This is a genomic window from Nocardia violaceofusca NBRC 14427 (assembly GCF_963869435.1).
In the GTDB taxonomy this organism is placed as follows: Bacteria; Actinomycetota; Actinomycetes; order Mycobacteriales; family Mycobacteriaceae; genus Nocardia; species Nocardia aobensis.
Genome location: NZ_CAWMPM010000001.1, coordinates 191421 through 217610 on the forward strand (window position 1 = coordinate 191421; position 26190 = coordinate 217610).

Sequence of the window (26190 nt, forward strand, 5' to 3'; positions counted from 1 at the left end):
AACGCCGGCGTGCCAGGTGCGCCCGGTCGGCGTCGGTTCGCCGTCCGGCGGGAGAGTGAGAACCGAATATGGACGACCACGCGGTGGCCGCCGAGCTCGCCCGGGAAGCCGGTGAGCTCCTGCTCGAGATTCGTGACCAGGGCGGTGCGGTCGGAGACCGGCGTTCGGATGAACTGCTGCTGAAGCGGCTGGCGGAGCTGCGGCCCGACGACGCGGTCCTCTCCGAGGAGAGCACCGACGATCCGATTCGCCTCTCCCGCAGCCGGGTCTGGATCGTCGACCCACTCGACGGCACGCGCGAATACGGGCAGCCCCCGCGGGCGGATTGGGCCGTGCACGTGGCGCTGGCGGTGGACGGCCGCGCCGAAATCGGTGCCGTCGCGCTTCCGGTGCCCGGGCTGGTGCTGGAAACCGGTGCGCCGCCGGTACTTCCGCCCGCCCACGACGGCCCGCCGCGCATCGTCGTCTCCCGCAGCCGCCCACCGGCCTGCGTGCACCACCTCACCGCCGCACTCGGCGCCGACACCATCCCCATGGGTTCGGCCGGCGCCAAGGCGATGGCGGTCGTCCGCGGCGAAGCCGACATCTACGCCCACTCCGGCGGCCAGTACGAATGGGACTCCTGCGCACCCGTCGCGGTGGCCGCCGCCGCGGGCCTGCACACCTCGCGCCTGGACGGCTCACCGCTGATCTACAACCAGCCCGACCCCTACCTCCCGGATCTGCTCATCTGCCGGCCGGAGCTGGCGGACGAAGTCCTGGAAGCCTTGCGAGACTTCGGCATCTGAGTAGCGACGGCCTTCGGCGCCGCGGTCCGTCCGCCGGCGCCGGAGCCGCCTGCGCGGTGCTCGCGGTCATTCGCCCGCGCGCCTCCGGGCCAGGTTCCAGCTGTTCCAGGTCTCGTCGCCGCGTCCGTGGGTGAGCCGCTGCCGCAGGTCGAGGCGGATCGGTGCCGGGAGACGGTCGAGGACGGGAACGATATCGGCCGACAGCCCGGACAGATAGTCGACATCGAGTTCTTCACCGCGCTGCCAGCGGTCGATGTTCTCCGACGCGACCAGCGCCTCGGGATTCGCGACGGCGAGTACCAGCAGCGCGGCCACCGCGGTCGCGAGGGTGGTGCGCGGCAGCCACGCCGTTTCCAGGCGCAGGACCGCGACGATCACCAGCAGGTAGACGACGCCGAGCCAGAGTTCACAGGTGCCGACCAGCAGACGCAGCACCGTGAATCCGTATGCCTGCTGATAGGTCCACATGCGACCGAGCGCGGAGGCGATGATCACCAGGGTGAGCCCGCTGATCGTGCAGAGCAGGCCGCGCAGCCAGATACGGTCGGTCGCCGAATCCCTGGTGGCCCGGTGCAGTACCGGCAGGATGACGGCGAGTGTGAGCAGGGTGACCGCGGCCAGTTGCCAGAATCCGCTGCGCGCGTAGTCGGCGTAGGTCAGACCGGCGGTGCGCTGCACATAGTCGTCGCCACCGAACAGGGCTATCAGCTGCGCGCCGAGGAACGACGCGAACAACACCGTCAGCGCCCCGACCGGCAGCGCCCATTCCAATCGTGCCAGTGTGCGTTTCGCGGGTCGGCTCCGTGCGTCGGCAGGAGCGAGGGGACCGGCGAGCAGGTACAACGCGCTCAGGGTTGCCGTAGCGGCGAGCAGGAACAGCACGATCCATCGAGTGGTGGTGGCGGCGTCCATCCGCGGCACCAGTCCGGTGACGATGGCGGCGAAAGTAGCGTCGGCGCCGACGAGCAACGGCACGAACACCGCCAGAATCACCACCGTGGCAACCACGGACGCACCGAGCCGCCAGTGCCGTGCACCGGCGCTGCCCCGCCGCCTGCCCTGCGCCGCGTACACCCAGGCGAGGGCGCCGGCCGAGGCCAGCGGGACCGCGATCGCGTCGTGCAGCACTCCGCGCGCCGACGGCCGCCCGACCACTGCCAGCGACCCGCACACGGCCGCCGCGATCAGGCAGAGGACGAACAGCCACCCCGCGGCCCGGAAGGTGCCCACCGCGAGCAATGCGAGTGCGGCGGCCGCCCACCAGCGGCCGGGCCGGATCCGGCGTTCAGGGGGTGTTTCCGACCGGTTCGTGGCGCGCCGATGGACGGTGCCGACCGCGACCGCGGTGGCGGAACCCGCGAGCAGCCAGCCGATTCCGGGCCGATCCAGGGACATGGTGGCCGCCGCGACCAGACCGGCCACCCCCGCGGCGGGCAGCACGCCCGCCGGGTAGACGACCCGTCGCCGGCGCGGCGGAACGGGTGGTGCGGACCCGGGGCCGTCCAGGTCCGGCGGGGTTTCGCGTCGCTCCGGTTCCGAGTAGGCGCCGGAAGGTACCGGATGATCGTGGGCGGCGGAGTCCGCCGGTTCCGGTGTCCGCGTGCGGTCGAGGGTGGGTTCTTCGGGCACAGCTGGTCCCTCCTGAGGGTGTGCGGTATCGGCCCGGGACCGAATCGGTCTGCCGGGCTGTGAGATTCGGGCTGTCAGTAGTGGTGCGGCGCGGTGGCCGGGAGTATCACGCGGATCCGTGAGCCGGGGTCGGCGACCGCGATGGAGCCGTGGTGCAGGTCGACCACCCAGCGGGCGATGGCGAGGCCGAGCCCGGTGCCGCCGTCGTCGGTGCTGCCGCCTCGGGTGAAGCGGTCGAAGATGCGCTCGCGTTGCGCGGGAGGAATACCGGGTCCGTCGTCCTCGACGTCGATGACGAGGTGCTCGCCCGCGGTGTGGGCGAGCAGGCGGACTTCGCCGCCGGCGGGGCCGTGCCGGGCGGCGTTGTCCAGCAGGTTCAGCAATACCTGGTGCAGGCGGGCGCGGTCGGCGTACACGGTGGCGGTGGCGGGATCGATCTCGCTGCGGAAGTGGATACCGCGCCCGAGGGCCGCGGTCATGACCTCCGCCTCGGCGGTCACCGTCGCGAAAGTCGGTGCGATATCGAATTGTTCGCGGTCGAGCGGGATCGCTCCGGCCTCGATGCTGGACAGATCGAGTAGCTCGGAGACGAGCCGGCCGAGCCGTTCGGTCTGTGCCAGTGCGGTTTCCAGTGTTTTCGGGTCGGGCTCGGATACGCCGTCCACCAGGTTCTCCAGGACGGCGTGCAAGGCGGTGATGGGGGTGCGCAACTCGTGCGAGACATTGGCGATCAGTTCGCGGCGCTGCCGGTCGGCGGCGGCGAGGTCGGTCGCCATCCGATTGAACGCGTCGGCCAGTTGCCCCACCTCGTCGCGGGAGGACGCGCGCACCCGGCTGGTGTAGTCGCCGTGTGCCATGCGTTGCGCCGCGGCGGTCATCTCCCGCAGCGGCGTGGTGATGCCGTGCGCCAGGAATTGGGACGACACCAGGGCGATGAGCATCGCGGTCAGTGTGGTCATCGGCGGCAGCCAGCCGATCCGGTGACTGAACCAGGCGAAGGCGAGCCCGCCCGAGAAGGTCATCAGGACGGCCAGTTTGAGTTTGATGGATCGGATGCGATCCAGCGGCCGCGGTAGCCGATCCGACAGCTGCGTTACCAGTCTCGAAGTCCGGAGATCGGCACGGTCATCGGGGTCGAGGCCGGCACGCGCGCTCATCGGGTCTCCAGGGCATAGCCGACGCCGTGGACGGTGCGGATCAGGTCGGCGCCGAGTTTGCGTCGCAACGCCTTGACATGACTGTCGACGGCCCGGGTACCGGCCGCATCCGCCCAGTCCCAGACCTCTTCGAGGAGCCGCTCCCGGGCGAGTACCGCGCGGGGACGCCGGGCGAGGCGGGCCAGCAGATCGAATTCCAGCGGCGTGAGCTGGGCTTCGACCCCGCCGCGCCAGACCCTGCGCTGATCGCTGTCGATGCGCAGATCGCCGACCACGGTGACCGCCCCGCGCTGATCACCTGCGCGCTCGACCCGCCGCAGCAGCGCATGCACGCGCGCGGTGAGCACCCGCAGCGAGAACGGTTTGGTCAGATAGTCGTCCGCGCCCACACCGAGACCGATCAGCTGGTCGGTCTCGTCGGTCCGCGCGGTGAGCATCAGCACCGGTATCGAGCGCTCGGACTGGATCCGCCGGCACACCTCCAGCCCGTCGTAGCCGGGCAGCATGACGTCGAGGACCACCAGGTCCGGTTCGAACGTCGTCGCGGCCGCCACCGCCGCCGGTCCGTCCGGGGCCGTGGCGACCGTGAACCCTTCGGCCCGCAGCCGCGCCGCAACCGATTCCGCGATCGTGGATTCGTCGTCCACGACCAGGATCCGCCGCGCCGGCGTGCCCTCCACCAGTGGGTTCTGTTCCATGCTCCGGGAGCCTAGCGATCTCGTGTGGAGAGAACCGGTATCAGTTGTGGAGATTCTGTGTGGTCGGTCGCGGTATCAGTCGCGGCGGCGCAGATACTCCAGTAACTCGTTGTGCAGCAATCCGTTCGACGCGACCGCACCTCCGCTGAGGGGGCTGGGGGTGCCGTCGAAGCCGGTGAAGGTGCCGCCGGCCTCGGTGACGATGACCGCGTTGGCGGCCATATCGCCCGGGGACAGGCGGGGATCGGCGCAGCTGTCGATCGCGCCCTCGGCGAGCATCATGTAGGACCAGAATTCGCCGTAGGCGCGGGTGCGCCAGACGTCGCGGGACAGGGCGAGGAAGCTGTTCAACCGGCCGTCCTCTTCCCAGGCGGTGACGGTGGAGTAGGCGAAGGAGGCGTCCGTCAGGTTCGAGACGCCGGAGACCCGCAGGCGGGAGGCCGAGGTCAGGCTGCGACCGGTGAAGGCGCCGTGGTCCTTCGCGGCCCACCAGCGGCGGGCGAGGGCGGGCGCGGAGACGACGCCGACGATGGGGCGATATCCACCCGCGGACACCTCGAGCAGGGAGATCTGCGTGGCCCACACCGGGACTCCGCGCACATAGTTCTTGAGTCCGGTGATGGCGTCGACCACCCAGCAGCGCGGACCGCCGCCCTCCAGTCCGTCGCCCGCACCGAGGACCGCGTCGCGCGGGCGGGACCGGCGCAGCTGGCCGCGGACGAGTTTTTCCACGGCGTTCTCGCCGTCGGTCACCGCGGCCAGATCCGGTCTCGCCCGGACCGCACGATCGAGGCCCTTGAACCGGTCCATATTCACCGCGTCGGCGGAATCGGCGAGGACATGGGCGAAACGGAGATCGTCGTCGAGGTGGTCGTGCACCACTGCAAGCTATCCGCAGCCGATGGACACTGCCACCGCCTAGCGTCGACCGATGCTGAACCAGGCGTGCAAACCTCGGGGCATCGGCCGCAGCCGTCTCACAGCTGCGCGAGCCGAGGTGCGGTGCCGCGCGTGCGCACCCAGGCGCCCGCTTCGCGTGTCAGTTCCGCTGCGCTGCCGAGCAATCCGTCGAGGACGTGGGCCCGGCGGGCGTGCCGATGGAAGTCGTGTTCGGCGGTGAACCCGATGCCGCCCAGGACCTGCTGGCAGTGCCGTGCGGTCAGGCGGGCGGCGTGGCCGGCGGCGGCTTTGGCCAGGAGCGCGCCGAGATCGGTGTGGGCCGTCGCCAGCGTCGCCTCGGCGCCCTCGATGGCTACCAGTGTCTCGGCCAGCCGGTGCCGGACCGCCTGATGAGCGGCCAGGGGCCGGCCGAACTGGATACGGTCGAGGGCGTGGCGGCGGGCCAGGTTCAGCATCGCGCGGCTGGTCCCCACCAGCCACCACGCGAGGGCGCGACGGCCCTCGGTCAACGGGAGCGTCTCTCCCGCGAGGACTCGGCGCACAGGGAGTTCCGGGTCGAGCGCCGGTACCGCGGAAACCGGTTGTGCGGCAACGGTTCGTTCCCACACCACCCAGCGGCCCCCGGCGAAGGGGAGCGCGACGGTACCGGGAAGCGCACGGCCCGCAGCGTGGGCGACCACATCGTTGAGGACGGGCGCGTGGGCGCCGGTCTCGCCGAGCAGGCGGAATACCAGAGGAATCGCCACCTCCGGCGATTCGGTCAGCAGATCGAGCCAGCCGAAGTCGAGCAAGGCGCGATCGAGCGCGTCACCGGTGCAGCCGGTCATGGTGGAGCGCAGGGTCTCGGTCAGCAGCGTGATCTCATCGGCGTCCATGATCGAATCCTTCCGCTCATTCCCGGCCGAGGTCGAGCAGGCGGCGAGCGATGATATTGCGCTGGATCTCGGCCGTTCCGCCGTAGATCGTGGCCGCGCGCGAATACAGGTATTCGGTACGCCATTGCTCGTCATCGAATTCGATGGCGCCGGGCAGCATGTCGCGCGCGGTATCGAACAGCTGTTGTTCGGCGGTGGCCAGCAGCACCTTGTCGATCGAGGTCTCCGGTCCGAGGCGCTGTCCGTCCGCCAGCCGCCGCTGGGTGGCGTGCGATCGGCAGCGCACGGTGTGCAGGGCGAGGTAGGCCGCGCCCAGGGCGGCGTCGTCGCGCAGGTCGGTGTCGGCGATCAGGGCGTCCACACGGGTGAACAGGTAGGCGATGCGGTGCCAGAAGCAGGTGGACCGCTCGTGCGGCAGCAGATCCATCGCCACCCGCCATCCGTCCCCGGGCCGGCCCAGCATGCGATCGCCGGGAACCACCACGTCGTCGAAGTACACTTCGGCGAATTCGTCGACGCCGTGCATGGTTCGCAACGGCCGCACCGTGATTCCCGGGGAATCCATGTCCACGAAGAAGGCGCTGATGCCGTCGTGCCCCGGCGCGGTGCGGGTCAGCAATACGCAACGCGCGGCGTACTGCGCCAGGCTGGTCCATACCTTCTGCCCGCTGATCACCCAGTTCTCGCCGTCGGCAACGGCTTTGGTGCTGAGGGAGGCGAGATCGCTGCCCGACCCGGGTTCGGAGAATCCCTGACACCACTGTTCGCGCCCGGACAGCAGCGCCGGTACCATCCGCGCGGCGAGTTCGGGCCGGGCGTAGGAGATCATCGTGGGCGCGAGCACTTCCACCATCGAATAGATCCCCGGTTCCGCCAGCCCGCGGGTCGCGACCTCCTCACCGAGCACGGCCCGCAACGCCGCCGGCCCGCCGAGCCCACCGACGTGTTCGGGCCAGCCGTAGCGCATCCACCCGGCCTCGAACAGAGCGTGGCGCACCCGGGCCAGCTGAGCGACCTGCCCGCTGAGGGAATTGTCCGGGCCGGGAGACAGGTCGGTGGTATCGAGCCAGCGCCGCAGGTTCGCGCGAAAGCTCACGATATCCGTTGTCCCGGCGCGTGTTTCGCCTGCGGCGTGCCCGGTGTGCGAGTCCATCAGACCGCGGGCCGGTCGAACGCGTGCGGAATCCCGGAATCGTGGTCGCCGCTGCGCCGGATGAACGTCATCGCCCGCGTGCGCAATCGCCATCCGTCCCGGGTGCGGGCGTAGGTGTCGGTGTAGTACCCGATGCGCATGTCGTGGGTGCTGTGTTCGACGAAGCACAGCGGTTGGGTGCCGGTGGCGCTGTCGCCGTCGATGTCGAGAACCGGTGTGCCGGTGAGGAACAGCCCCTTCGGCGCGGCCGCCACCAGCTCGGGGAAGACGTCGAGGGTGTAGGTGTCGCCGAAGGCGCGGTAGGTGCCGTCGGGCGTGAACACCGCCAGCAGCCCCTCGATATCGCCCTTCGTGATGGTGACCGCGTAGCGTGCCAGCAGCTGCTGGATATCGAGCAGATCGTCATTTCTGGACATACACTTTTCCGCCTTTCATCACGAATCGCACGTCCTGGGTCACGGTGATGTCGTCGACGGGATTGCCCGGCACACCGATGATGTCGGCGAGCAGGCCGGGGGCCAGCCGGCCGCGGTCGTCGGCGTCGATGAGTTCGGCGGCGTCGACCGTGCCCGCCCGCAACACGTCGATGGGCTTCAATCCGCGTTCGACCAGTGCCACCAGTTCGTCGGCGTTGCGGCCGTGCGGGATGGCGGGCGCGTCGGTGCCGACCGCGATGCGCACCCCGGCGTCGTAGGCGGCCTTGACCGACAGGCGCGCCTTCGGAAACATTTCCGCGGCCTTGGCCTGCAGCGCCGGATCGGCCTTGGAGACGTCCATGGCGTCGGCCAGGCGGGTGGTGGGCACCAGCCACGTGCGGGCGGCGACCATCTGCGCGATGGTTTCGTCGTCGATCAGGAAACCGTGTTCGATGCAGTCGATTCCGGCGGCGATCGCGTGGCGCACTGCCTCCGCGCCATGGGTGTGTGCGGCGACCTTGAGTCCGCGCCGATGCGCCTCGTCGACGATCGCGCGCAGTTCCTCGTCCGAATAATGTTGTGCGCCAGGGGCTCCGGTGAGCGACATGACGCCACCCGATACGCAGATCTTGATCAGCTGGGCGCCGTACTTGATCTGGTAGCGCACCGCCCTGCGCACCTCGTCGACACCGTTGGCGATGCCCTCCTCGATGCTGAGGTGTAAGACGTCGGGCATGAACGCGGAGAACATGGTCGGATCCAGATGACCGCCGGTGGGCGTGATGGCGTGCCCGGCCGGCACGATCCGCGGACCGTCCACCCATCCCTTGTCGATCGCCTTGCCCAGCGCCACATCCAGCAGATAGCCACCGGTTTTGACGAACAGGCCCAGATTGCGCACGGTGGTGAACCCCGCGCGCAGCGTACGGCGGGCGTTGCCCACCGCGCGCAGCACCCGCGTGGCCGGATCGTCGGTGACGCTGGAGGCCAGCCCGGTTTCCCCGCGCCCGCCCATGAGCAGGTTGACTTCCATATCCATCAGGCCGGGCAGGAGCACCAGATCGCCGAGATCGAGGACCTCGCCCTCGGGTTCGCCGCCCACGCCGACGATGCGGTCGTCTGCCACGCGGACCACGCCGGGCCGGATGATCTCCCCGGAGTCGATGTCGAGGACTCCGGCGGCCTTCAGCGTCAGCATCGGCCTACACCACCGTCTCGCGCACGAGATCCAGATAGGCCGCGCCCGAATCGGGCACCCGGGGCTGCTTCCACACCTCGACCGGAAACGACACCATGATCAGCGACTGCATCAGATGTGTCAGATACCGTGCGTCGTCGGGCATGTCGTCGAGCGGGAACTGATCCAGATAGTCGAGCGCCTCCTCGAGCCGGGGAAATGCGGCGTCGTAGAATGCTTGCATCTGCGCCATATCGGAGGCGAGCCGCTTGCGATAGCGTTCGGGCTCGGTATCGATGATCCAGTCGGAGAACTTCTCCAGTTCGGTGAATTCCCCGGGCAGTTTCTTCGTCTCAGACGTCGGCATCGCGGTACTCCTGAACTTTGCGCTGCGCGACATGATGCAGATGCCGCAGCAGGACTTCCTGGTCGTTGAGCGGGAATTCCTTGACGACACCGGTTTCCAGCATCGTCTGGGTGGCCTCCAAGGTGTTGGCGTCCTGCAACGCGTATTCCTTGAACGTCACACCCGCCAATTCCTGGCGCAGCCGTTCGCGGGCGTTCTCGGGAGGTACGAAATACAGATTCGCCTCGAAGATGTGCGTGCGCACCGAGGTCGGCCACCAGTTGTAGGTGAGGAACCAGCCCGGCGCCCAGACCAGGATCGCGAAATTGGGGAATACATCGAATTCGTCCACACCCCAGGCGCGATGGCCGGACGGATTGATACCGGCGGGCATGGGATCCAGCCCCTCGATATCGGGCCGGTCCCACGGTCCGAACAGGCCCGAGCGCAGCACCCGCTCGATCGGCTTGACCATGCCGAGGTCCTTCGGCGGTGCCATACCGCCCCACGAGGACACCATCGAATGCGGAGTGTCGATCTGATAGTGCAGTGCCTCGAAGCCGACGTCGGCCAGTTTGTCGGCCTCGTCCTTCACCGCTTGCTTCATATGCAGGATCGGCGCGTGGTAGAACTCGGCGAACGCGTCGATGAACAACTTCCAGTTGCTGCCCACCTCGGCCTTGTAGCTGTAGACCTCGGTGAATTCGTGGAAGGGAAATCCCTCCAGTCCCTTCACCATCGGGCCGAGATAATCCTGCAGCGGCGGGGCCTCGGGATCGACATTGACGAAGATGAACCCCTCCCACACTTCGCAGCGCACATCGGCGAGGCCGTAGTCGGCCTTGTCCATGCCGAAGAATTCCTTCTCCTGCTGGACGAAGGTGCAGGTGCCGTCGAGGTTGTAGCGCCAGGCGTGGTACTTGCAGGTGAACTGCCGGCAGGTGCCGGAGGTCTCCTCGTTCGGGAAGTCGTCCCACACGAGTTTGTTGCCGCGGTGGCGGCAGATGTTGTGGAAGGCGCGGATCACGTCGTCGGTGCCGCGCACGATGATCAGCGAGGTGCCGATGCAGGCCAGTTCCTTGGTGAAGTAGCTGCCCTTACGCGGCAGCAGCACGTCGCGGCCGACGCACAGCCAGCTCTTGCGGAAGATGGCGTTGCGCTCGTCCTCGTAGAACTGCGGGTCGATCGAATCGGTGTAGTCGACGGTGCCGGTCCCCAGTTCGGGATAGTGCTCGGTCCAGCTTCCGGCGGCTGGTTTGCTGAAGTGCGGCAAGGGATTACCTCTCGTGATCGGGCTGGATGCCGAAGGTGTTGAAGGCCATCGCGACCATGGCGTAGCCGCCGACGGTGAAGACCAGATCCATGCGCTGGCGTTCGTCGAGATAGTCGCTCAACGCGGCCCAGGTGGTGTCCGACAGCTGCGACTTCTCGTCGAGTTCGTCGACCGCCGCGAGCAGCAGCCGATCGAACTCGCCGGTGAGCCGACCGTCGCGGATCCCGTCGACATCGGCGTCGGACAGACCGGTCGAGTCGGCCATCGCGACATGGTGGGCCCATTCGTAGGCGCACTGGCGGCGGTGCGCGATGCGCAGGATCGCGATCTCGCGCACGCGTGGCGGCAAGGTGGATCGGAACAGCAGATAGACGCCGAAGCCGAGATACGCCTCGGCCAGGTCCGGATGCCTGGCCAGAGCCGACATCGCGGGTCCGGCGCCGTCGGGATTGCGCCGAGCACGTGGCAGCAGAGCGGCCAGGGCGCCGCGGGTCCGATCGTCCCATTGATCGGCCGGCAGGGGCGGCAGGCGCATCCTCTCCTCCTCTCATTCAGGAGAATGACATTCTCCTCAACCGACCAATAGATTTTCACGCCGGGGGCCGACTCGTCAATGTCCACCGGGGATAGATCGAAAGGGGCTGGTCGGAAGCGGTTCATGCGAGGTGCGTGGAGTGCCCACCGGTCGTCGCTGCCGACGACGCCGCCCGTTCGGCGAGGCGGGAGAGTAGGGGTGCGGGGCGTCCCGGATGCGGAAGTAGAAGGTTGATTCTCCAAATATGAGAAGATAGTTTTCTAGGTGGATAGTCCAGGAAAGAGGAGTCGAGAGCATGGCAGCCCTGCGTCCCGGTGAACAGCTCGCCAGCACCGTCTGCGGCACCAAGGTGGTAGTGGTGCGCGCGCCCGCCGATGCGGATCCCGTAGTGACTTGCGGTGGAAGCCCTCTGGTTCCCGCCGCGAGCGCACCACCGGTCGCCCCCGCCGCGGGGGAACCGGTGACCCTGATCGGCAAGCGCTACGTCGACGCCGCCGACACCGTCGAATTGCTCTGCACCAGTTCGGGTTCCGGCGAACTGAGCTGCGACGGCGCCCCCATGACGATCAAGGCGGCCAAGGCGCTGCCCGCCTCGGACTGAGCGAGTGCGGTGACCGGAGAGCAGGAGTGCGCATGTCCGCCGGAATGACCTTCGAGCCGACCGAGGATCAGCAGGTGATCCGCTCGGCCGTGGCCGAACTGTGCCGCAGATTCGACGACCGCTACTGGATGCGGAAGGACCAGGACCACGAATTCCCCACGGAGTTCTACCAGGCGATCGCCGCCGGCGGCTGGCTCGGCATCACCATTCCCGAGGAGTACGGCGGCCACGGGCTGGGACTGACCGAGGCGACCATCCTCGCCGAGGAGGTCGCCCGTTCGGGTGGCGGAATGAACGCCGCCACCGCGATCCATCTGTCCATCTTCGGCATGCAGCCGGTGGTCAAATACGGCTCCGAGGAACTCAAGCGGCGGACGCTGCCGCGGGTGGCGGCCGGAGACCTGCACGTCTGCTTCGGTGTCACCGAACCGGGCGCGGGCCTGGACACCAGCCGGATCACGACCTTCGCCCGCCGCGACGGCGACCACTACATCGTCAACGGCCGCAAGGTGTGGATCTCCAAGGCGCTGGAATCGGAGAAGATCCTGCTGCTGACCCGGACCACCGGCTACGACGAGGTGACGCGCAAAACCGACGGAATGACCCTGTTCCTCACCGATATCGACCGTGCGCACATCGATATCCGCCCGATCACCAAGATGGGCCGCAACGCGGTCTCCTCCAACGAGGTGTTCATCGACGATCTGCGGATTCCGGTCGCGGACCGAGTGGGCGAGGAGGGCGAGGGGTTTCGCTATCTGCTCGACGGGCTGAATCCGGAACGGATGCTCATCGCCGCCGAGGCACTCGGCATCGGGCGCGTCGCGCTGGACCGGGCGGTCAGATACGCCGGTGAACGCGTGGTCTTCGGACGGCCGATCGGCATGAATCAGGGCATCCAGTTCCCGCTCGCCGACTCGCTGGCCCATCTGGACGCCGCGGAACTGGTGCTGCGGAAGGCGGCCTGGCTCTACGACCACGGGAAACCCTGTGGCCGCGAGGCGAATACGGCCAAATATCTGTGTGCCGACGCCGGCTTCACCGCCGCCGACCGCGCCATGCAGACCCACGGCGGGATGGGATACGCCGAGGAATATCACGTGGCCCGCTACTTCCGCGAGGCGCGCGTCATGCGCATCGCTCCCGTCAGCCAGGAAATGATCTTGAACTACCTGGGTTCGCACACATTGGGATTGCCGAGGAGCTATTGATGCCGGCACGAGGACTTTTCGATCTGACCGGCCGCGCGGCCATGGTCACCGGCGCCGCGGGCGGCATCGGATCGGCGGTGGCGCAGGCGCTCGCGGCCGCGGGCGCAGCGGTATTGGTCACCGATATCGATGCCGCCGCCGCGGCGGCGGTCGCCGACAAGATCGTCGGCGGCGGTGGGCGCGCGGCGAGTTGCGCGCTGGACGTATCCGACCGTGCCGCAGCCGATTCCGCGGCCGAGCAGGGCGCGGCGCTGGCCGGCGGCACGCTGCACATCGTGGTCAACAACGCCGGTGTGACGGCGCCCGCGATGTTCGGCGCCACCACCGTGGATTCGATGCGCCGCCTCTACGACATCCATGCGCTGGGCACCTTCAACTGCGCGCAGGCGGCGCTGCCGTATCTGCCCACCGACGGCACCGGGCGCATCATCAATGTCACCTCCTCGGCCGGGCTGACCGGAACCCTGGGGCAGGTGAACTATTCGGCCGCCAAGGCCGCGATCGTGGGCATCACCAAATCGCTGGCCCGCGAGCTGGCCCGCAAGAACATCCTGGTGAACGCGCTGGCGCCGCTGGCGGCCACGCCGATGACCACCACCATCCGCACCGACGAGAAATTCGCCGCGCAGATGCTGAACCGAATTCCGTTGCGCCGCTGGGCCGAACCGGACGAGGTGGCCGGGGCGTTCGTCTTCCTCGCCTCCGACGCCGCCTCCTTCGTCACCGGGCAGGTGCTGCCGGTGGACGGCGGCATGGTGATGTGATGATCATCGATCCGCAGGCGGCGGGCCCGCTCGCCGGGGTGACGGTGGTGGCGCTGGAACAGGCGGTGTCCGCGCCGATGTGCACGCGCACCCTCGCCGACTTCGGAGCCCGGGTGATCAAGGTGGAGAACCCGGACGGCGGCGACTTCGCCCGCTACTACGACGACGTGGTCGAGGGGCAGGCCGCGCATTTCGTCTGGGTCAATCGCGGTAAGGAATCGGTCACTCTCGACCTGAAATCGGCTGCGGGCGTCGATCTTCTGCATCGCCTGCTGGACCGTGCCGACGTGCTGGTCGCCAATCTCGCACCCGGCGCGCTCGATCGGCTGGGATTGTCGCCGGCGGAGTTGGACAGCCGGCACCCGGATCTGATCTCGCTGACCATCGACGGATTCGGCGCGGGCGGGCCGCTGTCGCACAAACGCGCCTACGACCTGCTGGTCCAGGCCGAGGCCGGAGTGTGCGCGGTGACCGGCACGGCTGGCGCGCCCGCCAAACCCGGGCCACCGGTGGCGGATGTGACCACGGGTCTGTACGCGGCGCTGTCGATCGTGGCCTCGCTGTGCGGGCGGCTGCGGCGCGGGCCGGGGCCGGGCACAGCGATATCGGTGAGCCTGTTCGACACCATGGCCGAGCTGATGGGCTATCACCTCACCTACGCCCGGCACAGCGGAATCGACCAGCAGCCGCTCGGCATGAGCTCACCCGCCGTGGCGCCCTACGGCGCCTACCCCACGGCCGATGGACAGACCGTGGTGCTGGGGACCACGAACGATCGGGAATGGCAGCGCCTGGCCCGCGACATCCTGCAACGCCCGGATCTGGCCGCCGACGAGCGCTTCCGCACCAATCCCGGCCGGGTCGCCCAGCGCGCCGACCTCGACGAGGCGATCGGAAGCTGGTGTGCGCGACACGATCTGGCCGAGATCCAGGCGGCCGCCGACGCCGCCGGCATCGGCAATGCGCGCTACAACCGGCCGAGCGAGGTCCTGGCCCACCCACAACTGTCCGAGCGCGGCCGCTGGCGCGGGATCGACACCCCGAACGGGCCGATCCCGTCCCTGCTTCCCCCGGCCGTGATCGAGGGCTATCACCCGCCGATGGGCGCGGTGCCGGGCCTGGGCGAGCACACCGATGCTGTCTTGAACGAAATCGGTTGCAGCGCAGAGGAGATCGAGCGGTGGCGAGCTGACGGCGCGATCGGACTCCGATACACCGGGACAGGTGCCGCCCATGCCCGATGATGCGGTTCTGCTGTGCACCGATCAGGCGGGTGTGCGCACCCTGACCTTGAATCGGCCACATCACAAGAACGCGATCGACGCCGCACTGTGGTCGGCGTTGGAGGACGTGCTGCGCGCCACCGCGACCGATCTCGACGTGCGGGCGGTGGTCCTCACCGGCGCGGGCGGTGAATTCTGTTCCGGCGCGGATATTTCCACGCCGGACAACACCCATCCGACCTATCGGATGCGGGCACTGACCGAGGTCGCTCTGGCCCTGCACGAACTGCCGATGCCGACCGTGGCGAAGGTGCGCGGCGTGGCCATCGGTGCCGGGTGGAATCTCGCGCTCGGCTGCGACTTCGTCGTCGCCACCCCGCACGCCCGGTTCTCGCAGATCTTCGCCCGGCGCGGCCTCTCCCCGGATCTGGGCGGCACCTGGCTGCTGCCCAAGATCGCCGGGCTGCAACAGGCGAAAAGACTTGCGCTGCTGGGCGAGACGATCGACGGCGAACAGGCGCGCGAGCTGAACCTCGTGACGTGGCTGTGCGACGACGCCGAGATCGACGCGTTCGTCGACGACCTGGCGGCACGGCTCGCGGCGGGCTCGCCGGTGGCGCTGGCCCAGACCAAGGCTCTGCTCAACGAGGGCGCCGACCGCAGTCTGCGGGAGGCGCTGGCCGGGGAGGCGCGGGCACAGGGCATCAATTTCGCCACCGCCGACGCACCCGAGGCCTTCGCCGCCTTCGCCGAGAAACGCCCACCCCGGTTCACCGGCCGCTGGACGGTGACCAGGCCGCCGATCCGCCGTACGGACCGGCCCGACAAGGAAAGTCGAACAGATGCGTGAGGTAGTCATCGCCGCGGCGGTCCGCACCCCGATCGGCAAACGCAACGGCGCCCTGGCCGGCATCCACCCCGCGGACCTGTCCGCGCTGGTGCTGACCGCGCTGGCCGAGCGCACCGGTCTGGATCCGGCCCTCGTCGACGACGTCATCTGGGGATGTGTCGCCCAGGTCGGCGACCAGTCCTCGAATATCGGCCGCTACGCGGTACTGGCCGCGGACTGGCCGGAAACCGTGCCCGGCACCACGATCAACCGCGCGTGCGGATCCAGCCAGCAGGCAGTCGATTTCGCCGCCGCCGTGGTCGGTTCGGGGCAGCAGGACCTCGTGATCGCCGGCGGTGTGGAGGTGATGAGCCGGGTTCCGCTGGGCTCGGCCCGCGCCACCGGCATGCCGTACGGGCCGAAAGCCCGTGCCCGCTATCACGATTTCTCCTTCGACCAGGGCATCTCGGCCGAACTGATCGCCGAGAAGTGGGGTTTCACCCGCACTCGTCTCGACGACTACGCCGCCCGCTCGCACGAACTGGCGGCTGCGGCCGTCGACCGCGGGGCCTTCGACGATCAGATCGTCGACGTGCCCGCCGGTACGGTCACGATCGGCGCCGACGAAGGCATCCGCCGCGGCACCTCCGCCGAGACGCTGGCCCGGCTGAAACCGGCCTTCCGTGCCGACGGCGTGATCCACGCCGGCAATTCGTCACAGATCTCCGACGGCGCGGCCGCGGTGCTGGTCACCACTCCGGACCGGGCGCGTGAACTGGGCCTGACCCCGCTGGTCCGCTATCGCGCGGGCGCGGTGACCGGCGCCGATCCGGTACTGATGCTCACCGGCCCGATCCCGGCGACGGAGAAGGTGCTGCGCCGGTGCGGGCTGTCGCTCGCCGAGATCGGAGTGTTCGAGGTGAACGAGGCGTTCGCACCGGTGCCGCTGGCCTGGCTGGCCGAAACCGGCGCCGACCTCGACCGGGTGAATCCGCTGGGCGGAGCCATCGCGCTCGGCCATCCGCTCGGCGCGTCGGGCGCGGTCCTGCTGACCCGCATGGTCCATCACATGCGCGACAACGGCATTCGCTACGGCCTGCAAACCATGTGCGAGGGCGGCGGTACCGCCAACGCCACCGTCGTCGAACTGCTGAACTGATCGGAGAACCGGCGTGCGCCGAGAACTGTTCACCGCCGACCACGAATCGTTCCGGGCACTGGCCCGCGAATTCATCGACAAACATGTGGTCGAGAACTACCCGGACTGGGAACGCGCCGGCCGGATGCCGCGCGAAATCTTCACGCGGCTGGGCGAATCAGGCCTGCTCGGCATCGCTATCCCCGAGGAGTACGGAGGAGCGGGGCTGCGCGACTACCGCTACAACGTGGTGCTGCAGGAGGAGGCCGCGCGGGCGCTGGTCACGCTGTCGACCGTGCGCACCCAGTTGGACGTGATCCTGCCGTACTTCCTCGACTACGCCGACGCCGGCCAGCGCGAGCGCTGGTTTCCCGGCCTGGCCTCGGGCCAGCTGCTGACCGCCATCGCCATGACCGAACCCGGCACCGGATCGGATCTGGCCGGGGTGCGGACCACCGCCGTCCGCGACGGAGACCACTACGTTCTCAGCGGAGCCAAGACGTTCATCACCGGTGGGCTGCTGGCCGATCTGGTAATCGTGGTGTGCCGGACCTCCACCGATCCGGACAACCGCCGGCACGGGCTGACACTGCTGGTCGTGGAGGGCGGCATGCCCGGCTTCGCTCGTGGCCGGGTGCTGGAGAAGATGGGCTGCAAGGTCCAGGACACCGTCGAGCTGTCGTTCGACGAGGTGCGGGTGCCGGTGGCGAACCGGCTCGGCGAGGAGGGTGCGGCCTTCGGCTACCTCGGCCACAATCTGCCCCAGGAACGGCTGACCGTCGCTGTCGGCTCGGTGGCGCAATCGCGCGCCGCGCTCACCGCGACCGTCGATTATGTGAAGCAGCGCAAGGCATTCGGCACGCCGGTCGCCTCGTTCCAGAACACGAAATTCGAATTGGCGGCCATGTCCGCCGAGATCGAGGCGGCCCAGACCATGCTGGATCGGGCGGTCGCCGACCTGGTCGACGGGGTGCTCTCCGGCGCCGACGCCGCCCGCGTGAAGCTGTTCTGCACGGAGGTGCAGGCCCGGGTGGTCGATCGCTGCCTGCAGTTGTTCGGCGGTTACGGCTACATGATGGAATATCCGATCGCGCGGCTCTACACCGATGCCCGGGTGGCGCGCATCTACGCCGGCACCAGTGAGGTGATGAAGACGATCATCGCCAAATCGCTGGCGTTGTAAGCGTTTTCGACACACGAACACCCGGCCGCGAAAGATCGGCGGCCGGGTGCGGTGCCGGCGTCAGTCCCCTTCGGGGGTATCGGTGTAGCGCTGCAGATAGAGCTGCTCACCCAGCGCGCCCAGCAGTGCGATCTCGGTTTCGAGGTAGTCGACGTGGCCTTCCTCGTCCTCGAGGATCGACTCGAAGATGCGGGCGGAGGTGACGTCGCCGCGTGAGCGCATCAGCTCGATCCCGCCGCGCAGCCGGGTCACGGCCTCCATCTCGATCTCCAGGTCGGCCCGCAACTGTTCCGGGACGGTCTGGCCGATCCGCAGCGGATTCAGCTTCTGGTAGTTCGGCAGACCGTCGAGGAACAGGATCCTATCGGTGAGGACCTCGGCGTGCTTCATCTCATCGATGGATTCGTGACGTGTGTGCCGGGCCAGCTTGGGGTAGCCCCAGTTCTCCTGCATCTTGGCGTGCAGGAAGTACTGATTGATCGCGGTGAGTTCGGCCGTCAACTGCTCGTTGAGCAGCGCGATGATTTCCTTGTCGCCATCCATGACGTGTGATCGTGGCACATATCACAGATCAGGGGAATGAGCGGGGTGCGTGTCGGTGTCAGGCAGCAGTCGGCTCGGCCGGTACGTCGGTGCGCGCTCGGCCTATCGCCTCGGCCAATCGGGCGGTGCACGAGCCGCAACCCGGCTTCCACCCGCAGGCCTTCTTCACTTGTTTGGTCGAACAGGCGCCGGCGGCGACGCAGGTGTGCACGTCTGCCTCGGAGACGGCGTTGCAGATGCAGATGTACACGGTCGGCCTCGGATTGCTCTGTACGACAATTGCGGGGTCGCTTCGGGAGGTAAGCCTCGCCTAAACAGGTAACCCTTGCCTAAGGTAGCACCCGGGGAGCGGGGGTTGTCAATGGGTCGGCACGCGTCGCGGACATGCCGCGTGCCGGGCGCCGCTCACCGCGCGACCGGCTGATCTTGCTCCGCCCTCGGCTGCCGGAACGTCTTGCGATAGGCGATCGGCGCGACGCCGAGCTGGGTGCGCAGGTGATGGCGCAGCGAGGCGGCAGTGCCCATACCGGACGCGCGGGCGACCTCGTCCACGGAGAGTGCCGTGGTTTCGAGGAGATGGCGGGCGTGGCGCATCCGCTGGTGCAGGATCCACGCGCCGGGCGCCGTGCCGGTCTCGGCCTTGAAGCGGCGGGTGAACGTGCGCACGCTCATGCGGGCGTGTGCGGCGAGGGTGGTGAGATCCAGATCCTCGCCCAGTCGCGCGAGGGCCCACTCCCGGGTCGCGGCGGTGCTTTCCGCGCCCGGATCGGGGACCTGCTGTTCGATGAACTGCGACTGCCCGCCTTCGCGCCACGGCGGTACGACGCAGTAGCGCGCGGCCCGGTTCGCGGCCGCGCTGCCGTGATCGGAGCGCACCAGATGCAGGCACAGATCCACCCCGGCCGCCAGACCCGCTGCGGTGCAGATATTGCCGTCCTCGACGAACAGCAGATCCTCGTCGAGCAGTACGGCGGGAAAAAGGGTGCGAAAGTCCGCCGCGTACTTCCAGTGCGTGGTGGCGCGGCGGCCGTCGAGGAGGCCGGCCGCGCCCAGGACGAAGGCGCCGGTACAGATCGAGACGATGCGCGCATCGGGCCGGATCGACGCCAGCGCGGCCGTGACCTCGGGTGGCAGGACGCCGTCATGGCGTGGACCCGGCATGGCCGTACCCGGGACGATCACGGTGTCGGCGCGACCCAGCAGCTCGGCGCCGTACTCCGGGGTGATGGTGTAACCGCTGGTGGACGGGATCGGGGACCGGTCCAGACCGCAGATCCGCACCTCGTAGAGATCGGTGCCGTCGTCGGCGGTGGCCGCGCCGAGCACGGTCGGCGGAATCGTCAGATCGAAGCCGACGATGGGCGCCAAGGCCAGCACGGCCACCAGATGCGGGTCCGGCACGGTCGCCTCCTCGTTGAGGACCAAGGGAATGGCTGAATCTTTACGCATTATGGCATTCAGGCCACTCGTCGGCGACCGCGCGATTCGGCACGCTCTTCCGGTGACCGAGATTCGCCTCACCGACCCCGCCCCTTCGCCACCGCCCGAGCGGCCCACGACGCGATTCGCGCGTAGTCCGCATCCGGCGTGGACCGTCGCCGCCGTCGGCTTCGTCGCGCTGCTGGGCGCGGCCGCGTTTCGCTCGGTGCCGAGCGTGCTGATGGATCCGCTGCACGAGGAATTCGGCTGGTCGCACGGCACCATCGGCGCCGCGGTTTCGGTGAATATGCTGCTGTACGGGGTGATTTCGCCGTTCGCGGCCGCGTTGATGGACCGGTTCGGTATTCGGCTGGTGGTGGCGTGCGCGTTGCTGCTCGTCGCCGCGGGCAGTGGGCTCACGGTCTTCATGACCCAGCCGTGGCAGTTGATGGCGACGTGGGGGCTGCTGGTCGGCATCGGCGTGGGATCGATGTCGATGCCGTTCGTCGCGACCATCACCGGACGCTGGTTCGTCCGGCACCGCGGCCTGGTCACGGGGGTACTGACCGCCGCCGGTGCCACCGGACAGCTGGTGTTCCTGCCGCTCGTCTCGATGCTGGCCCGCGACCACGGCTGGCGGGCCCCGGCCCTGGTCGTCGCCGCGACCGCTCTGGCCGTGGTGCCGCTGGTGGTGCTGTTCATCCGCGACTTCCCCAGCGACATCGGACGTACCGCCTACGGCGCCGGTCCCGGCAGCGACGCGGGCCTGCGCACCGCGGCGGCAGGCGGGGCGGCGCGGGCGCTGACCGTCCTGGCCGCGATCGTGCGCCGGCCCGTATTCTGGTTGCTGGCAGGCGGTTTCGCGATCTGCGGGGCCTCCACCAACGGATTGGTCGGCACCCATTTCGTCAGTGCCGCACACGATCACGGCATGCCACCCACCACCGCGGCCGGACTGCTGGCCACCGTCGGCATCTTCGATGTCGCGGGCACGATCGCCTCGGGCTGGCTCACCGACCGCATCGGCTCGCGGTACCTGCTGACGATGTACTACGCGCTGCGCGGCCTCTCGCTGGTGATCCTGCCGATGCTGTTCGCTCCCGATGTGCGGCCGAGCATGTGGGTGTTCGTCATCTTCTACGGCCTGGACTGGATCGCGACGGTGCCGCCGACGGTCGCGCTGTGCCGCGAACACTTCGGCGCCGACGGTCCGATCGCCTTCGGCTGGGTGTTCGCCTCGCATCAGATCGGCGCCGCGATCGCCGCGTCCGGCGCCGGCGTCATCCGCGACATGCAGGGCAGCTACCAGCTCGCCTGGTTCCTCGCCGGAGGTCTGTGCGCGGTGGCGGCGGTGATGTCGCTGAGCATTCGCCAACCGCGTCCGCGAGAGGCGCTGGCGCAGTAGAGTTTCAATCCCGGCTCCACCGTTCCCGATGAGGGAGGTCGTGCAGTGCCCGTGGTTTCCGTGCCGATCCGGCCCCGGCTGATTGCCGCGGCGCTGACCGGCGTCGCAATTCTGTTCGTCGCTTGCGGATGCGGATCGTCGTCGAAACCCGCGCCCGCGAGCACCTCATCCGCCGCCGCGACCACCTCGCCGGCCCCGGCCGTCCATCCGCTCGACGAGCCCACGCTGCGCGGCATCGTCGAGTCGGTGGCGCGGCCGGCGTCGGTGCCGGGAGTCGTGGCCTTCGTCCGCACCGCCGCCGGCGAGGTGGGCACCTCCTACGGCACCCGGACCTTCGGCGGCGGCCCGGCGGTCACCGCGGCCGATCACGTGCGCATCGGTTCGGTCACCAAGACCTGGACCGGCACGGTGATCCTGCAACAGGTCCAGGAACACAAACTGGCCCTCGACGATCCGGTCTCGAAGTACCGGACCGATGTGCCCGGCGGCGGGGCGATCACCATCGCGCAGCTGCTCGATATGCGCAGCGGCCTCTTCAACTACAGCGAGACCCGCGAACTGGCCGAGGCCATGGACGCCGACCCGGGCCGGGTGTGGCAGCCCGACGAACTGCTCGCCATGGCCTACGCGCACCCGCCGTATTTCCCACCGGGACAGGGCTATCACTACTCGAACACCAATACGATCCTGCTCGGGCTGATCGCCGAACAGCTGGACGGCAAACCGCTCGAGCAGATCATGCGGGACCGGCTCTTCGGCCCGCTCGGCCTGACCCAGAGCTCGTTCCCCGCGCGCACCTCCGCGACCGTGCCCGACCCGCATCCGCAGGGCTACATGTACGGCACCAACGTCGTGACGATGGGATCCCCGCCGGCGCTGCCGCCCGAGATGCAGGCCGAGGCCAAGGCGGGCCGGCTGCTGCCCGGTGATCGCACCGCGGACAATCCCTCCTGGGCATGGGCCGCGGGCGCGGGAATCTCCACGGTCGGGGATCTGGCCACCTGGGCCGAGGCGCTCACCGACGGCAAGGTCCTCGACGCCGACATGCAGGGCCGGCGCATGAGCAGCCCGCAGCCGACCGCGCCGGCCAACCCGCCGCAGGCGCCGCAGTACGGTCTCGCCATCGCGAAATTCGGTGCGCTGTACGGACATACGGGTGAGCTGCCCGGCTTCAACACCTTCGCCGGATCCGATCCGGCGCACAAGGTGACCGTGGTGGTGTGGGCGAATCTGGAACCCACCGCCGACGGGAGCGCGGCGGCCAGTGAGATCGCCAAGCGCATCATCGAACATCTCTACGGCACGGGCGCCGCGACGGCGACCTCGGCCACCACCGCACCCGCCACGACGACCTCGCCGACCCCGACCGCGGCCGCCACGTCTGCGGTCCCGCTTACGCCGACGGGTACGCCCGCACCCGCCCGGTGAGCCGCTGAAACGAAGGCAGCAACGTTTCGGCATCCGATGGTCGGATGCGTACCGACCCATGCCGATGTCCAGTAGCGTCGATGTGGTTACGAGTTGGCAAACGATACGGCCGGTATCCGGCACGACCTGTGCGCCCGTCGCACGTGTCGGGCAACGAAGGAGGATCGAAGTGCTGCACACCGACATCCCGACCCGCCGCGAGATCGAAACCCTCGCCGAATGGACCGGCCCCTGGTCGGTGTCGATCTATCTGCCGACCGAAGCCGCCACCGCGAATCCGGAGGCGAACCGGATCGCGTTCACCAATCAGGTCCGGGAGGCGATCGATCTGGTCACCGAATCCGACGGTCGCGCGGCCATCGCCGAACAGCTCGACGATCTGGCCGATGACGAGGATTTCTGGCGCTTCCAGTCGCACACGCTGGTCGTGCACGTCTCCCCGCAGCGCATGTGGACCTTCCGGATCCCCAACCGTCTCGGCGCGGCGGTCACCGTCTCGGACCGGTTCCTGCTCAAACCGTTGCTGCGAGCCGTCACCTTCCCGCAGGCCGCCTTCGTGCTGGCGTTGGCCGAGGGCGCGGCGCGGCTGGTCGAGGTGACCCCGGACCGGCCGGCCGAGGACGTCCGGGTTCCGGACATGCCCGGCAACGCCGCGGATTTCGCGCGCAAGGCCTCGATCGGCGATCGTTCGCCCAAGCGGCGGCTGACCGGCAGCGAAGGGAAGAAGGTGCTGGTCCGGCAGTACGCGCGCGGAGTCGACCGAGCGTTGCGCGACATCCTCTCCGGCCGCGACACCCCGCTCATCCTGGCGGCGCCCGAACCGATCGACGCGATCTATCGTTCGGTCGCCACCTACGGCGAACTGCTCGACGACGGAATTCCCGGCAACCCGGAACATCTGTCGGATCAGGAACTGGCCGACAAGGCCCGCCACATTCTCGACGGCCACTACGCGGCGCAACTGGCCGATCTGCGCCAGCTGTTCGACAAACGCCGCAGCGAGGCTCGCGCCACCGCCGACCTCGCCGATATCGCCCGCGCGGCCACCTTCGGCATCGTGCAGACATTGCTGGTCGACATCGACACCGCCGTACCCGGCACGGTCGCCGAGGACACCGGTGCGATCGATTTCGGTCCCGAATCCGAGACCGAGATACCGGGAATCCTCGACGAGATCGCCCGCCGCGCACTGCTTTCGGGCGCGCGGGTGCTCGCGGTGCGTAAGGCCGATATCCCGGACGAGGCAGCGGCCGCCGCCATCCTGCGCTATTCGATGTGAGCGGGGGTCACGCCAGAAACGGTGTGACCAGTTCCAGCAGCGCTTCGGGGCCGTCCAGTGGGACGATATGACCGCAGTCCGGAATCACATGCCCGACAACGTCTTTCGCGATCGATCTGAGCTGCCGGCGACAAGATCAACCGTAGGAGGGGGAGCGACGGCTCGCCACCACACGGCGCGGAGGGGCGCGCGTGGGATCGCCGAAGGGGTTGTGCGGGAACCTAACCGTCGTGGGCTGTCGCCGTCGTGGCGAGGTCGTCGATCGCCGCGATGAGGTGGCGGCGGCTGTCGGCGGCGAGGGCCAGGAGTTCCTCGTCGCCGAGTGCGCGGGCCCAGATCGCCGGATCGACGGCCTCGACGACGACGGTCTCGCGGCGCTCACGCACGACCACCGGATGCGGCACGATCATGTCGGCCCGGTCGTCGTCCGCGAGTTCGGCCACGAGCAGGTTGCGGCGGCAGACCTCCAGGATGGTGTGATGGGCCAGGCGCCGGGTGCGGCCGTCGTACCGCGCCGTGTTCAGGTCAACCTCCGCGAGGATCGCGAAGCCGTTGGACCGCAACGCGTTCCGGGTACGATCCAGCGCCGTGTCGAAATCGGAGAGCACCCGGGTGACGATCGTCGGCGAGGGCGCCACGGGCAGCCGGATCTCGGTGACGAGTTGACGCGGATCGCTCACCTCGTCGGGACCGACCAGATAGACCTCGGTCGGCGGGCCGATGATCCGGTAGGCATTGCGATCCACCCACTCGGCCAGGCTCCGATAGGCGGCGCCGAGATCGCGGTAACCGCCGTGGTGGCAGGCGCGGGCCACCGTCGTACCGGGGGTGACGAGCACCTCGGCGCCCGAGGCCAGACTCAACTCGGCGGCGGGCTCGACCGGAACGCGGAAGTCGACGCTCGTCGCGACCGCCGATCGTTCGGTGTCGGTGTAGGTGATCGCGGTCGGGCCGCTGGCGGTGAGGCCGGAGCGGGCGACGGTCGCGAACAGTTCGCGCATACCCGCGGTGATGTCCTCACCGGGCCGATCCGTCCGGATCGCGCGAGGTAGTCGCAACAGGGCCTGCGGCGGCACTTCGCACACGTCCACCCGGTAGTCCATGGCGTCCTCTTTCTCGGTGTCTGCCTCGACAATGCCCGCGGCCACGACGATGCGCGAGGGACCAAGGGCCTGTCCTGCCGGGACGAACGCGCCGACTTCGCCCCGGTGGCGGGCCGCGGACGAAGGCGGCCCGCGGTAGCGACTTTCGGCCCTAGATCGACGGTCATCGCAGCCGGACGATCGGAGCAGGCCCGGCGGCAGGAGGCGGCGATGACCAGTGACAACGGGACCGAGCGGACGATCGTCGCGGCGGTCGACGGATCCGGTACGGCGCTGCAGGCGGTGCGGTGGGCGGCGGCCGAAGCGGCCGTGCGCCGGTGGGGATTGCGGATCCTGCTCTCGTCGGCCTCGGCGCCGCGCACCGGGCTCAGTGCGATGGAGATCGTCGGCGGCCGGGAATGGTTGTACTGGAACGGTGAAGGCGTGCTGTCGGAGGCCGCGGCCATGGCCCGGCATGTGGCCGACGGTGTGGAGGTCACCACCGAACTGACCGCTGATCCGGTGATCGACACACTGGTGGAGCGCTCGGCGCGTACGCCGATGATCGTGGTCGGCAGCCACGGCCGCGGTGCGGTCCGCCGGGCGCTGCTGGGCTCGGTCAGCTCGGCGGTCACCCGGCAGGCCCGGTGCCCGGTCGCGGTCGTCCACCGCGAAAGCCTGTTCACCGTGGGCGAGGACGGGCGGCCGGTGGTGGTCGGCGTCGACGAGGACGGCACCGCGGTCGGCTGTGCGTTCGAGGAGGCGGCGTTGCGCGGGGTCGGCCTGCAAGCCGTCCGGTGCTGCGATGACGACGTCGGCGGGTTCGTCCTCGACGGAGAACTCCAGCAGTTCCGCGCGGACGAGACGGGCGCGCTGGACCGGCAATTGGATCCGTGGCACCGGAAGTATCCGGACGTCGCGCTGGAGTCGGAGGTCATGTTCGGCGGTCCCGCCCAGGTCCTGCTGGAACGAGCGGGTGACGCCCAACTGCTGGTGGTGGGCCGGCACCGCTGGACGGGCCTGGTCGGAACCACGATGCGGTCCACGCGCGCCGCGGTCCTGCATCGCGCCCACTGCCCGACGCTCGTGGTGCCGGAGCACGTGCAGCCGGAGTAGGTCCGGCGGAGATGCGTTTCCG

General features: G+C 69.0%; 27 protein-coding genes. 12 read left to right on the plus strand and 15 right to left on the minus strand.

The window, feature by feature from the left end; all coding sequences use genetic code 11:
• The first annotated feature begins 68 nt into the window (after positions 1–68).
• The gene (locus AC5592_RS00970) at positions 69–788 is read left to right on the plus strand and encodes a 3'(2'),5'-bisphosphate nucleotidase CysQ (RefSeq protein WP_030516349.1); all 720 of its coding nucleotides are present in this window, start codon (positions 69–71) and stop codon (positions 786–788) included.
• A 66-nt stretch (positions 789–854) separates the two neighbouring features.
• Here AC5592_RS00970 and AC5592_RS00975 read toward each other — a convergent pair whose 3' ends face one another.
• From AC5592_RS00975 to AC5592_RS01025, 11 genes are all read right to left on the minus strand, one after another.
• Positions 855–2417, minus strand: coding sequence for a DUF4153 domain-containing protein (locus AC5592_RS00975; RefSeq protein WP_232329139.1), 1563 nt, complete (start codon positions 2415–2417; stop codon positions 855–857).
• A 74-nt stretch (positions 2418–2491) separates the two neighbouring features.
• Positions 2492–3574, minus strand: a complete 1083-nt coding sequence (locus AC5592_RS00980; RefSeq protein WP_084506251.1) for a sensor histidine kinase — start codon at positions 3572–3574, stop codon at positions 2492–2494.
• The gene (locus AC5592_RS00985) at positions 3571–4272 is read right to left on the minus strand and encodes a response regulator (protein WP_051025568.1); all 702 of its coding nucleotides are present in this window, start codon (positions 4270–4272) and stop codon (positions 3571–3573) included. Before AC5592_RS00985 ends, AC5592_RS00980 begins: the two co-directional genes overlap by 4 nt.
• 75 nt (positions 4273–4347) lie before the next feature.
• Complete coding sequence (locus AC5592_RS00990; protein ID WP_063063186.1) at positions 4348–5151, minus strand: inositol monophosphatase family protein; 804 nt, start codon at positions 5149–5151, stop codon at positions 4348–4350.
• A 98-nt stretch (positions 5152–5249) separates the two neighbouring features.
• The gene (locus tag AC5592_RS00995) at positions 5250–6047 is read right to left on the minus strand and encodes an acyl-CoA dehydrogenase family protein (RefSeq protein WP_063063071.1); all 798 of its coding nucleotides are present in this window, start codon (positions 6045–6047) and stop codon (positions 5250–5252) included.
• Positions 6048–6063: 16 nt separating this feature from the next.
• Complete coding sequence (locus tag AC5592_RS01000; RefSeq protein WP_063063072.1) at positions 6064–7200, minus strand: acyl-CoA dehydrogenase family protein; 1137 nt, start codon at positions 7198–7200, stop codon at positions 6064–6066.
• On the minus strand, positions 7200–7616 hold the full coding sequence (locus tag AC5592_RS01005) for a nuclear transport factor 2 family protein (RefSeq protein ID WP_036510123.1): 417 nt from the start codon (positions 7614–7616) through the stop codon (positions 7200–7202). The genes AC5592_RS01000 and AC5592_RS01005 overlap by 1 nt, the downstream gene beginning before the upstream one ends.
• Positions 7603–8814: a metal-dependent hydrolase family protein gene (locus AC5592_RS01010; protein ID WP_063063073.1), complete on the minus strand. Its 1212-nt coding sequence runs from the start codon at positions 8812–8814 to the stop codon at positions 7603–7605. Before AC5592_RS01010 ends, AC5592_RS01005 begins: the two co-directional genes overlap by 14 nt.
• A 4-nt stretch (positions 8815–8818) precedes the next feature.
• Positions 8819–9160 carry a hypothetical protein gene (locus tag AC5592_RS01015; protein WP_036510129.1) on the minus strand — a complete coding sequence of 114 codons (342 nt, stop codon included), beginning with the start codon at positions 9158–9160 and terminating at the stop codon, positions 8819–8821.
• Positions 9147–10412, minus strand: a complete 1266-nt coding sequence (locus AC5592_RS01020; RefSeq protein WP_036510135.1) for an aromatic ring-hydroxylating oxygenase subunit alpha — start codon at positions 10410–10412, stop codon at positions 9147–9149. The genes AC5592_RS01015 and AC5592_RS01020 overlap by 14 nt, the downstream gene beginning before the upstream one ends.
• A gap of 4 nt (positions 10413–10416) precedes the next feature.
• The gene (locus AC5592_RS01025) at positions 10417–10947 is read right to left on the minus strand and encodes a carboxymuconolactone decarboxylase family protein (protein ID WP_063063074.1); all 531 of its coding nucleotides are present in this window, start codon (positions 10945–10947) and stop codon (positions 10417–10419) included.
• A 295-nt stretch (positions 10948–11242) separates the two neighbouring features.
• Here AC5592_RS01025 and AC5592_RS01030 point away from each other — a divergent pair, with 295 nt between their 5' ends.
• Genes AC5592_RS01030 through AC5592_RS01060 form a run of 7 tightly spaced genes read left to right on the plus strand, consistent with a single transcriptional unit; the run spans position 11243 to position 17896 of the window.
• Positions 11243–11548 carry a hypothetical protein gene (locus AC5592_RS01030; RefSeq protein ID WP_036510142.1) on the plus strand — a complete coding sequence of 102 codons (306 nt, stop codon included), beginning with the start codon at positions 11243–11245 and terminating at the stop codon, positions 11546–11548.
• Positions 11549–11580: 32 nt separating this feature from the next.
• Positions 11581–12759 carry an acyl-CoA dehydrogenase family protein gene (locus AC5592_RS01035; RefSeq protein WP_063063075.1) on the plus strand — a complete coding sequence of 393 codons (1179 nt, stop codon included), beginning with the start codon at positions 11581–11583 and terminating at the stop codon, positions 12757–12759.
• Positions 12759–13523 carry an SDR family NAD(P)-dependent oxidoreductase gene (locus AC5592_RS01040; protein WP_063063076.1) on the plus strand — a complete coding sequence of 255 codons (765 nt, stop codon included), beginning with the start codon at positions 12759–12761 and terminating at the stop codon, positions 13521–13523. The genes AC5592_RS01035 and AC5592_RS01040 overlap by 1 nt, the downstream gene beginning before the upstream one ends.
• Positions 13523–14767 (plus strand): CaiB/BaiF CoA transferase family protein, encoded by a 1245-nt coding sequence (locus tag AC5592_RS01045; RefSeq protein WP_063063077.1) that lies wholly within the window; start codon positions 13523–13525, stop codon positions 14765–14767. Before AC5592_RS01040 ends, AC5592_RS01045 begins: the two co-directional genes overlap by 1 nt.
• Positions 14757–15596, plus strand: a complete 840-nt coding sequence (locus AC5592_RS01050; protein ID WP_063063078.1) for an enoyl-CoA hydratase/isomerase family protein — start codon at positions 14757–14759, stop codon at positions 15594–15596. Before AC5592_RS01045 ends, AC5592_RS01050 begins: the two co-directional genes overlap by 11 nt.
• Positions 15589–16734 (plus strand): thiolase family protein, encoded by a 1146-nt coding sequence (locus AC5592_RS01055; RefSeq protein ID WP_036507858.1) that lies wholly within the window; start codon positions 15589–15591, stop codon positions 16732–16734. The genes AC5592_RS01050 and AC5592_RS01055 overlap by 8 nt, the downstream gene beginning before the upstream one ends.
• Before the next feature lie 13 nt (positions 16735–16747).
• Entirely contained in the window at positions 16748–17896 is a 1149-nt protein-coding gene (locus tag AC5592_RS01060) for an acyl-CoA dehydrogenase family protein (protein WP_036507861.1), read from the plus strand.
• Positions 17897–17956: 60 nt separating this feature from the next.
• Here AC5592_RS01060 and bfr read toward each other — a convergent pair whose 3' ends face one another.
• The 3 genes from bfr to AC5592_RS01075 form a co-directional block, all read right to left on the minus strand.
• Positions 17957–18439 carry a bacterioferritin gene (gene bfr / locus AC5592_RS01065; protein WP_036507864.1) on the minus strand — a complete coding sequence of 161 codons (483 nt, stop codon included), beginning with the start codon at positions 18437–18439 and terminating at the stop codon, positions 17957–17959.
• Between the two features lie 58 nt (positions 18440–18497).
• Positions 18498–18689: a (2Fe-2S)-binding protein gene (locus AC5592_RS01070; protein ID WP_083871380.1), complete on the minus strand. Its 192-nt coding sequence runs from the start codon at positions 18687–18689 to the stop codon at positions 18498–18500.
• Between the two features lie 155 nt (positions 18690–18844).
• A complete protein-coding gene (locus tag AC5592_RS01075; protein WP_063063079.1) occupies positions 18845–19888 on the minus strand; it encodes a GlxA family transcriptional regulator in 1044 nt (347 codons plus the stop codon).
• Between the two features lies 1 nt (position 19889).
• Between AC5592_RS01075 and AC5592_RS01080 the strand changes: the two genes are divergently transcribed.
• The 3 genes from AC5592_RS01080 to AC5592_RS01090 all read left to right on the plus strand — a co-directional run bounded on the left by AC5592_RS01080 (position 19890) and on the right by AC5592_RS01090 (position 23970).
• Positions 19890–21263, plus strand: coding sequence for an MFS transporter (locus tag AC5592_RS01080; RefSeq protein WP_063063080.1), 1374 nt, complete (start codon positions 19890–19892; stop codon positions 21261–21263).
• Positions 21264–21308: 45 nt separating this feature from the next.
• The gene (locus AC5592_RS01085; protein WP_063820470.1) at positions 21309–22691 is read left to right on the plus strand and encodes a serine hydrolase domain-containing protein; all 1383 of its coding nucleotides are present in this window, start codon (positions 21309–21311) and stop codon (positions 22689–22691) included.
• Positions 22692–22860: 169 nt separating this feature from the next.
• Positions 22861–23970: a baeRF11 domain-containing protein gene (locus AC5592_RS01090; protein WP_036508921.1), complete on the plus strand. Its 1110-nt coding sequence runs from the start codon at positions 22861–22863 to the stop codon at positions 23968–23970.
• 221 nt (positions 23971–24191) lie between these two features.
• On the opposite strand, the gene AC5592_RS01095 is transcribed toward AC5592_RS01090, so the two are convergent.
• Positions 24192–25073 (minus strand): DUF302 domain-containing protein, encoded by an 882-nt coding sequence (locus AC5592_RS01095; protein WP_157121504.1) that lies wholly within the window; start codon positions 25071–25073, stop codon positions 24192–24194.
• A gap of 210 nt (positions 25074–25283) precedes the next feature.
• Between AC5592_RS01095 and AC5592_RS01100 the strand changes: the two genes are divergently transcribed.
• The gene (locus AC5592_RS01100; protein WP_063063082.1) at positions 25284–26168 is read left to right on the plus strand and encodes a universal stress protein; all 885 of its coding nucleotides are present in this window, start codon (positions 25284–25286) and stop codon (positions 26166–26168) included.
• Positions 26169–26190: the final 22 nt, after the last annotated feature.

Coding starts and splice junctions, on each gene's coding strand:
- AC5592_RS00970 (WP_030516349.1), top strand. CDS start 69: ATGGACGACCACGCGGTGGCCGCCGAGCTCGCCCGGGAAGCCGGTGAG.
- AC5592_RS01095 (WP_157121504.1), bottom strand. CDS start 25,073: ATGGACTACCGGGTGGACGTGTGCGAAGTGCCGCCGCAGGCCCTGTTG.
- AC5592_RS01005 (WP_036510123.1), bottom strand. CDS start 7,616: ATGTCCAGAAATGACGATCTGCTCGATATCCAGCAGCTGCTGGCACGC.
- AC5592_RS01010 (WP_063063073.1), bottom strand. CDS start 8,814: ATGCTGACGCTGAAGGCCGCCGGAGTCCTCGACATCGACTCCGGGGAG.
- AC5592_RS00995 (WP_063063071.1), bottom strand. CDS start 6,047: ATGGACGCCGATGAGATCACGCTGCTGACCGAGACCCTGCGCTCCACC.
- AC5592_RS01080 (WP_063063080.1), top strand. CDS start 19,890: ATGGCATTCAGGCCACTCGTCGGCGACCGCGCGATTCGGCACGCTCTT.
- AC5592_RS00980 (WP_084506251.1), bottom strand. CDS start 3,574: ATGAGCGCGCGTGCCGGCCTCGACCCCGATGACCGTGCCGATCTCCGG.
- AC5592_RS01035 (WP_063063075.1), top strand. CDS start 11,581: ATGTCCGCCGGAATGACCTTCGAGCCGACCGAGGATCAGCAGGTGATC.
- AC5592_RS01025 (WP_063063074.1), bottom strand. CDS start 10,947: ATGCGCCTGCCGCCCCTGCCGGCCGATCAATGGGACGATCGGACCCGC.
- AC5592_RS01030 (WP_036510142.1), top strand. CDS start 11,243: ATGGCAGCCCTGCGTCCCGGTGAACAGCTCGCCAGCACCGTCTGCGGC.
- AC5592_RS01045 (WP_063063077.1), top strand. CDS start 13,523: ATGATCATCGATCCGCAGGCGGCGGGCCCGCTCGCCGGGGTGACGGTG.
- AC5592_RS01100 (WP_063063082.1), top strand. CDS start 25,284: ATGACCAGTGACAACGGGACCGAGCGGACGATCGTCGCGGCGGTCGAC.
- AC5592_RS01000 (WP_063063072.1), bottom strand. CDS start 7,200: ATGGACTCGCACACCGGGCACGCCGCAGGCGAAACACGCGCCGGGACA.
- AC5592_RS01040 (WP_063063076.1), top strand. CDS start 12,759: ATGCCGGCACGAGGACTTTTCGATCTGACCGGCCGCGCGGCCATGGTC.
- AC5592_RS00985 (WP_051025568.1), bottom strand. CDS start 4,272: ATGGAACAGAACCCACTGGTGGAGGGCACGCCGGCGCGGCGGATCCTG.
- AC5592_RS01015 (WP_036510129.1), bottom strand. CDS start 9,160: ATGCCGACGTCTGAGACGAAGAAACTGCCCGGGGAATTCACCGAACTG.
- AC5592_RS01050 (WP_063063078.1), top strand. CDS start 14,757: ATGCCCGATGATGCGGTTCTGCTGTGCACCGATCAGGCGGGTGTGCGC.
- bfr (WP_036507864.1), bottom strand. CDS start 18,439: ATGGATGGCGACAAGGAAATCATCGCGCTGCTCAACGAGCAGTTGACG.
- AC5592_RS01055 (WP_036507858.1), top strand. CDS start 15,589: ATGCGTGAGGTAGTCATCGCCGCGGCGGTCCGCACCCCGATCGGCAAA.
- AC5592_RS01075 (WP_063063079.1), bottom strand. CDS start 19,888: ATGCGTAAAGATTCAGCCATTCCCTTGGTCCTCAACGAGGAGGCGACC.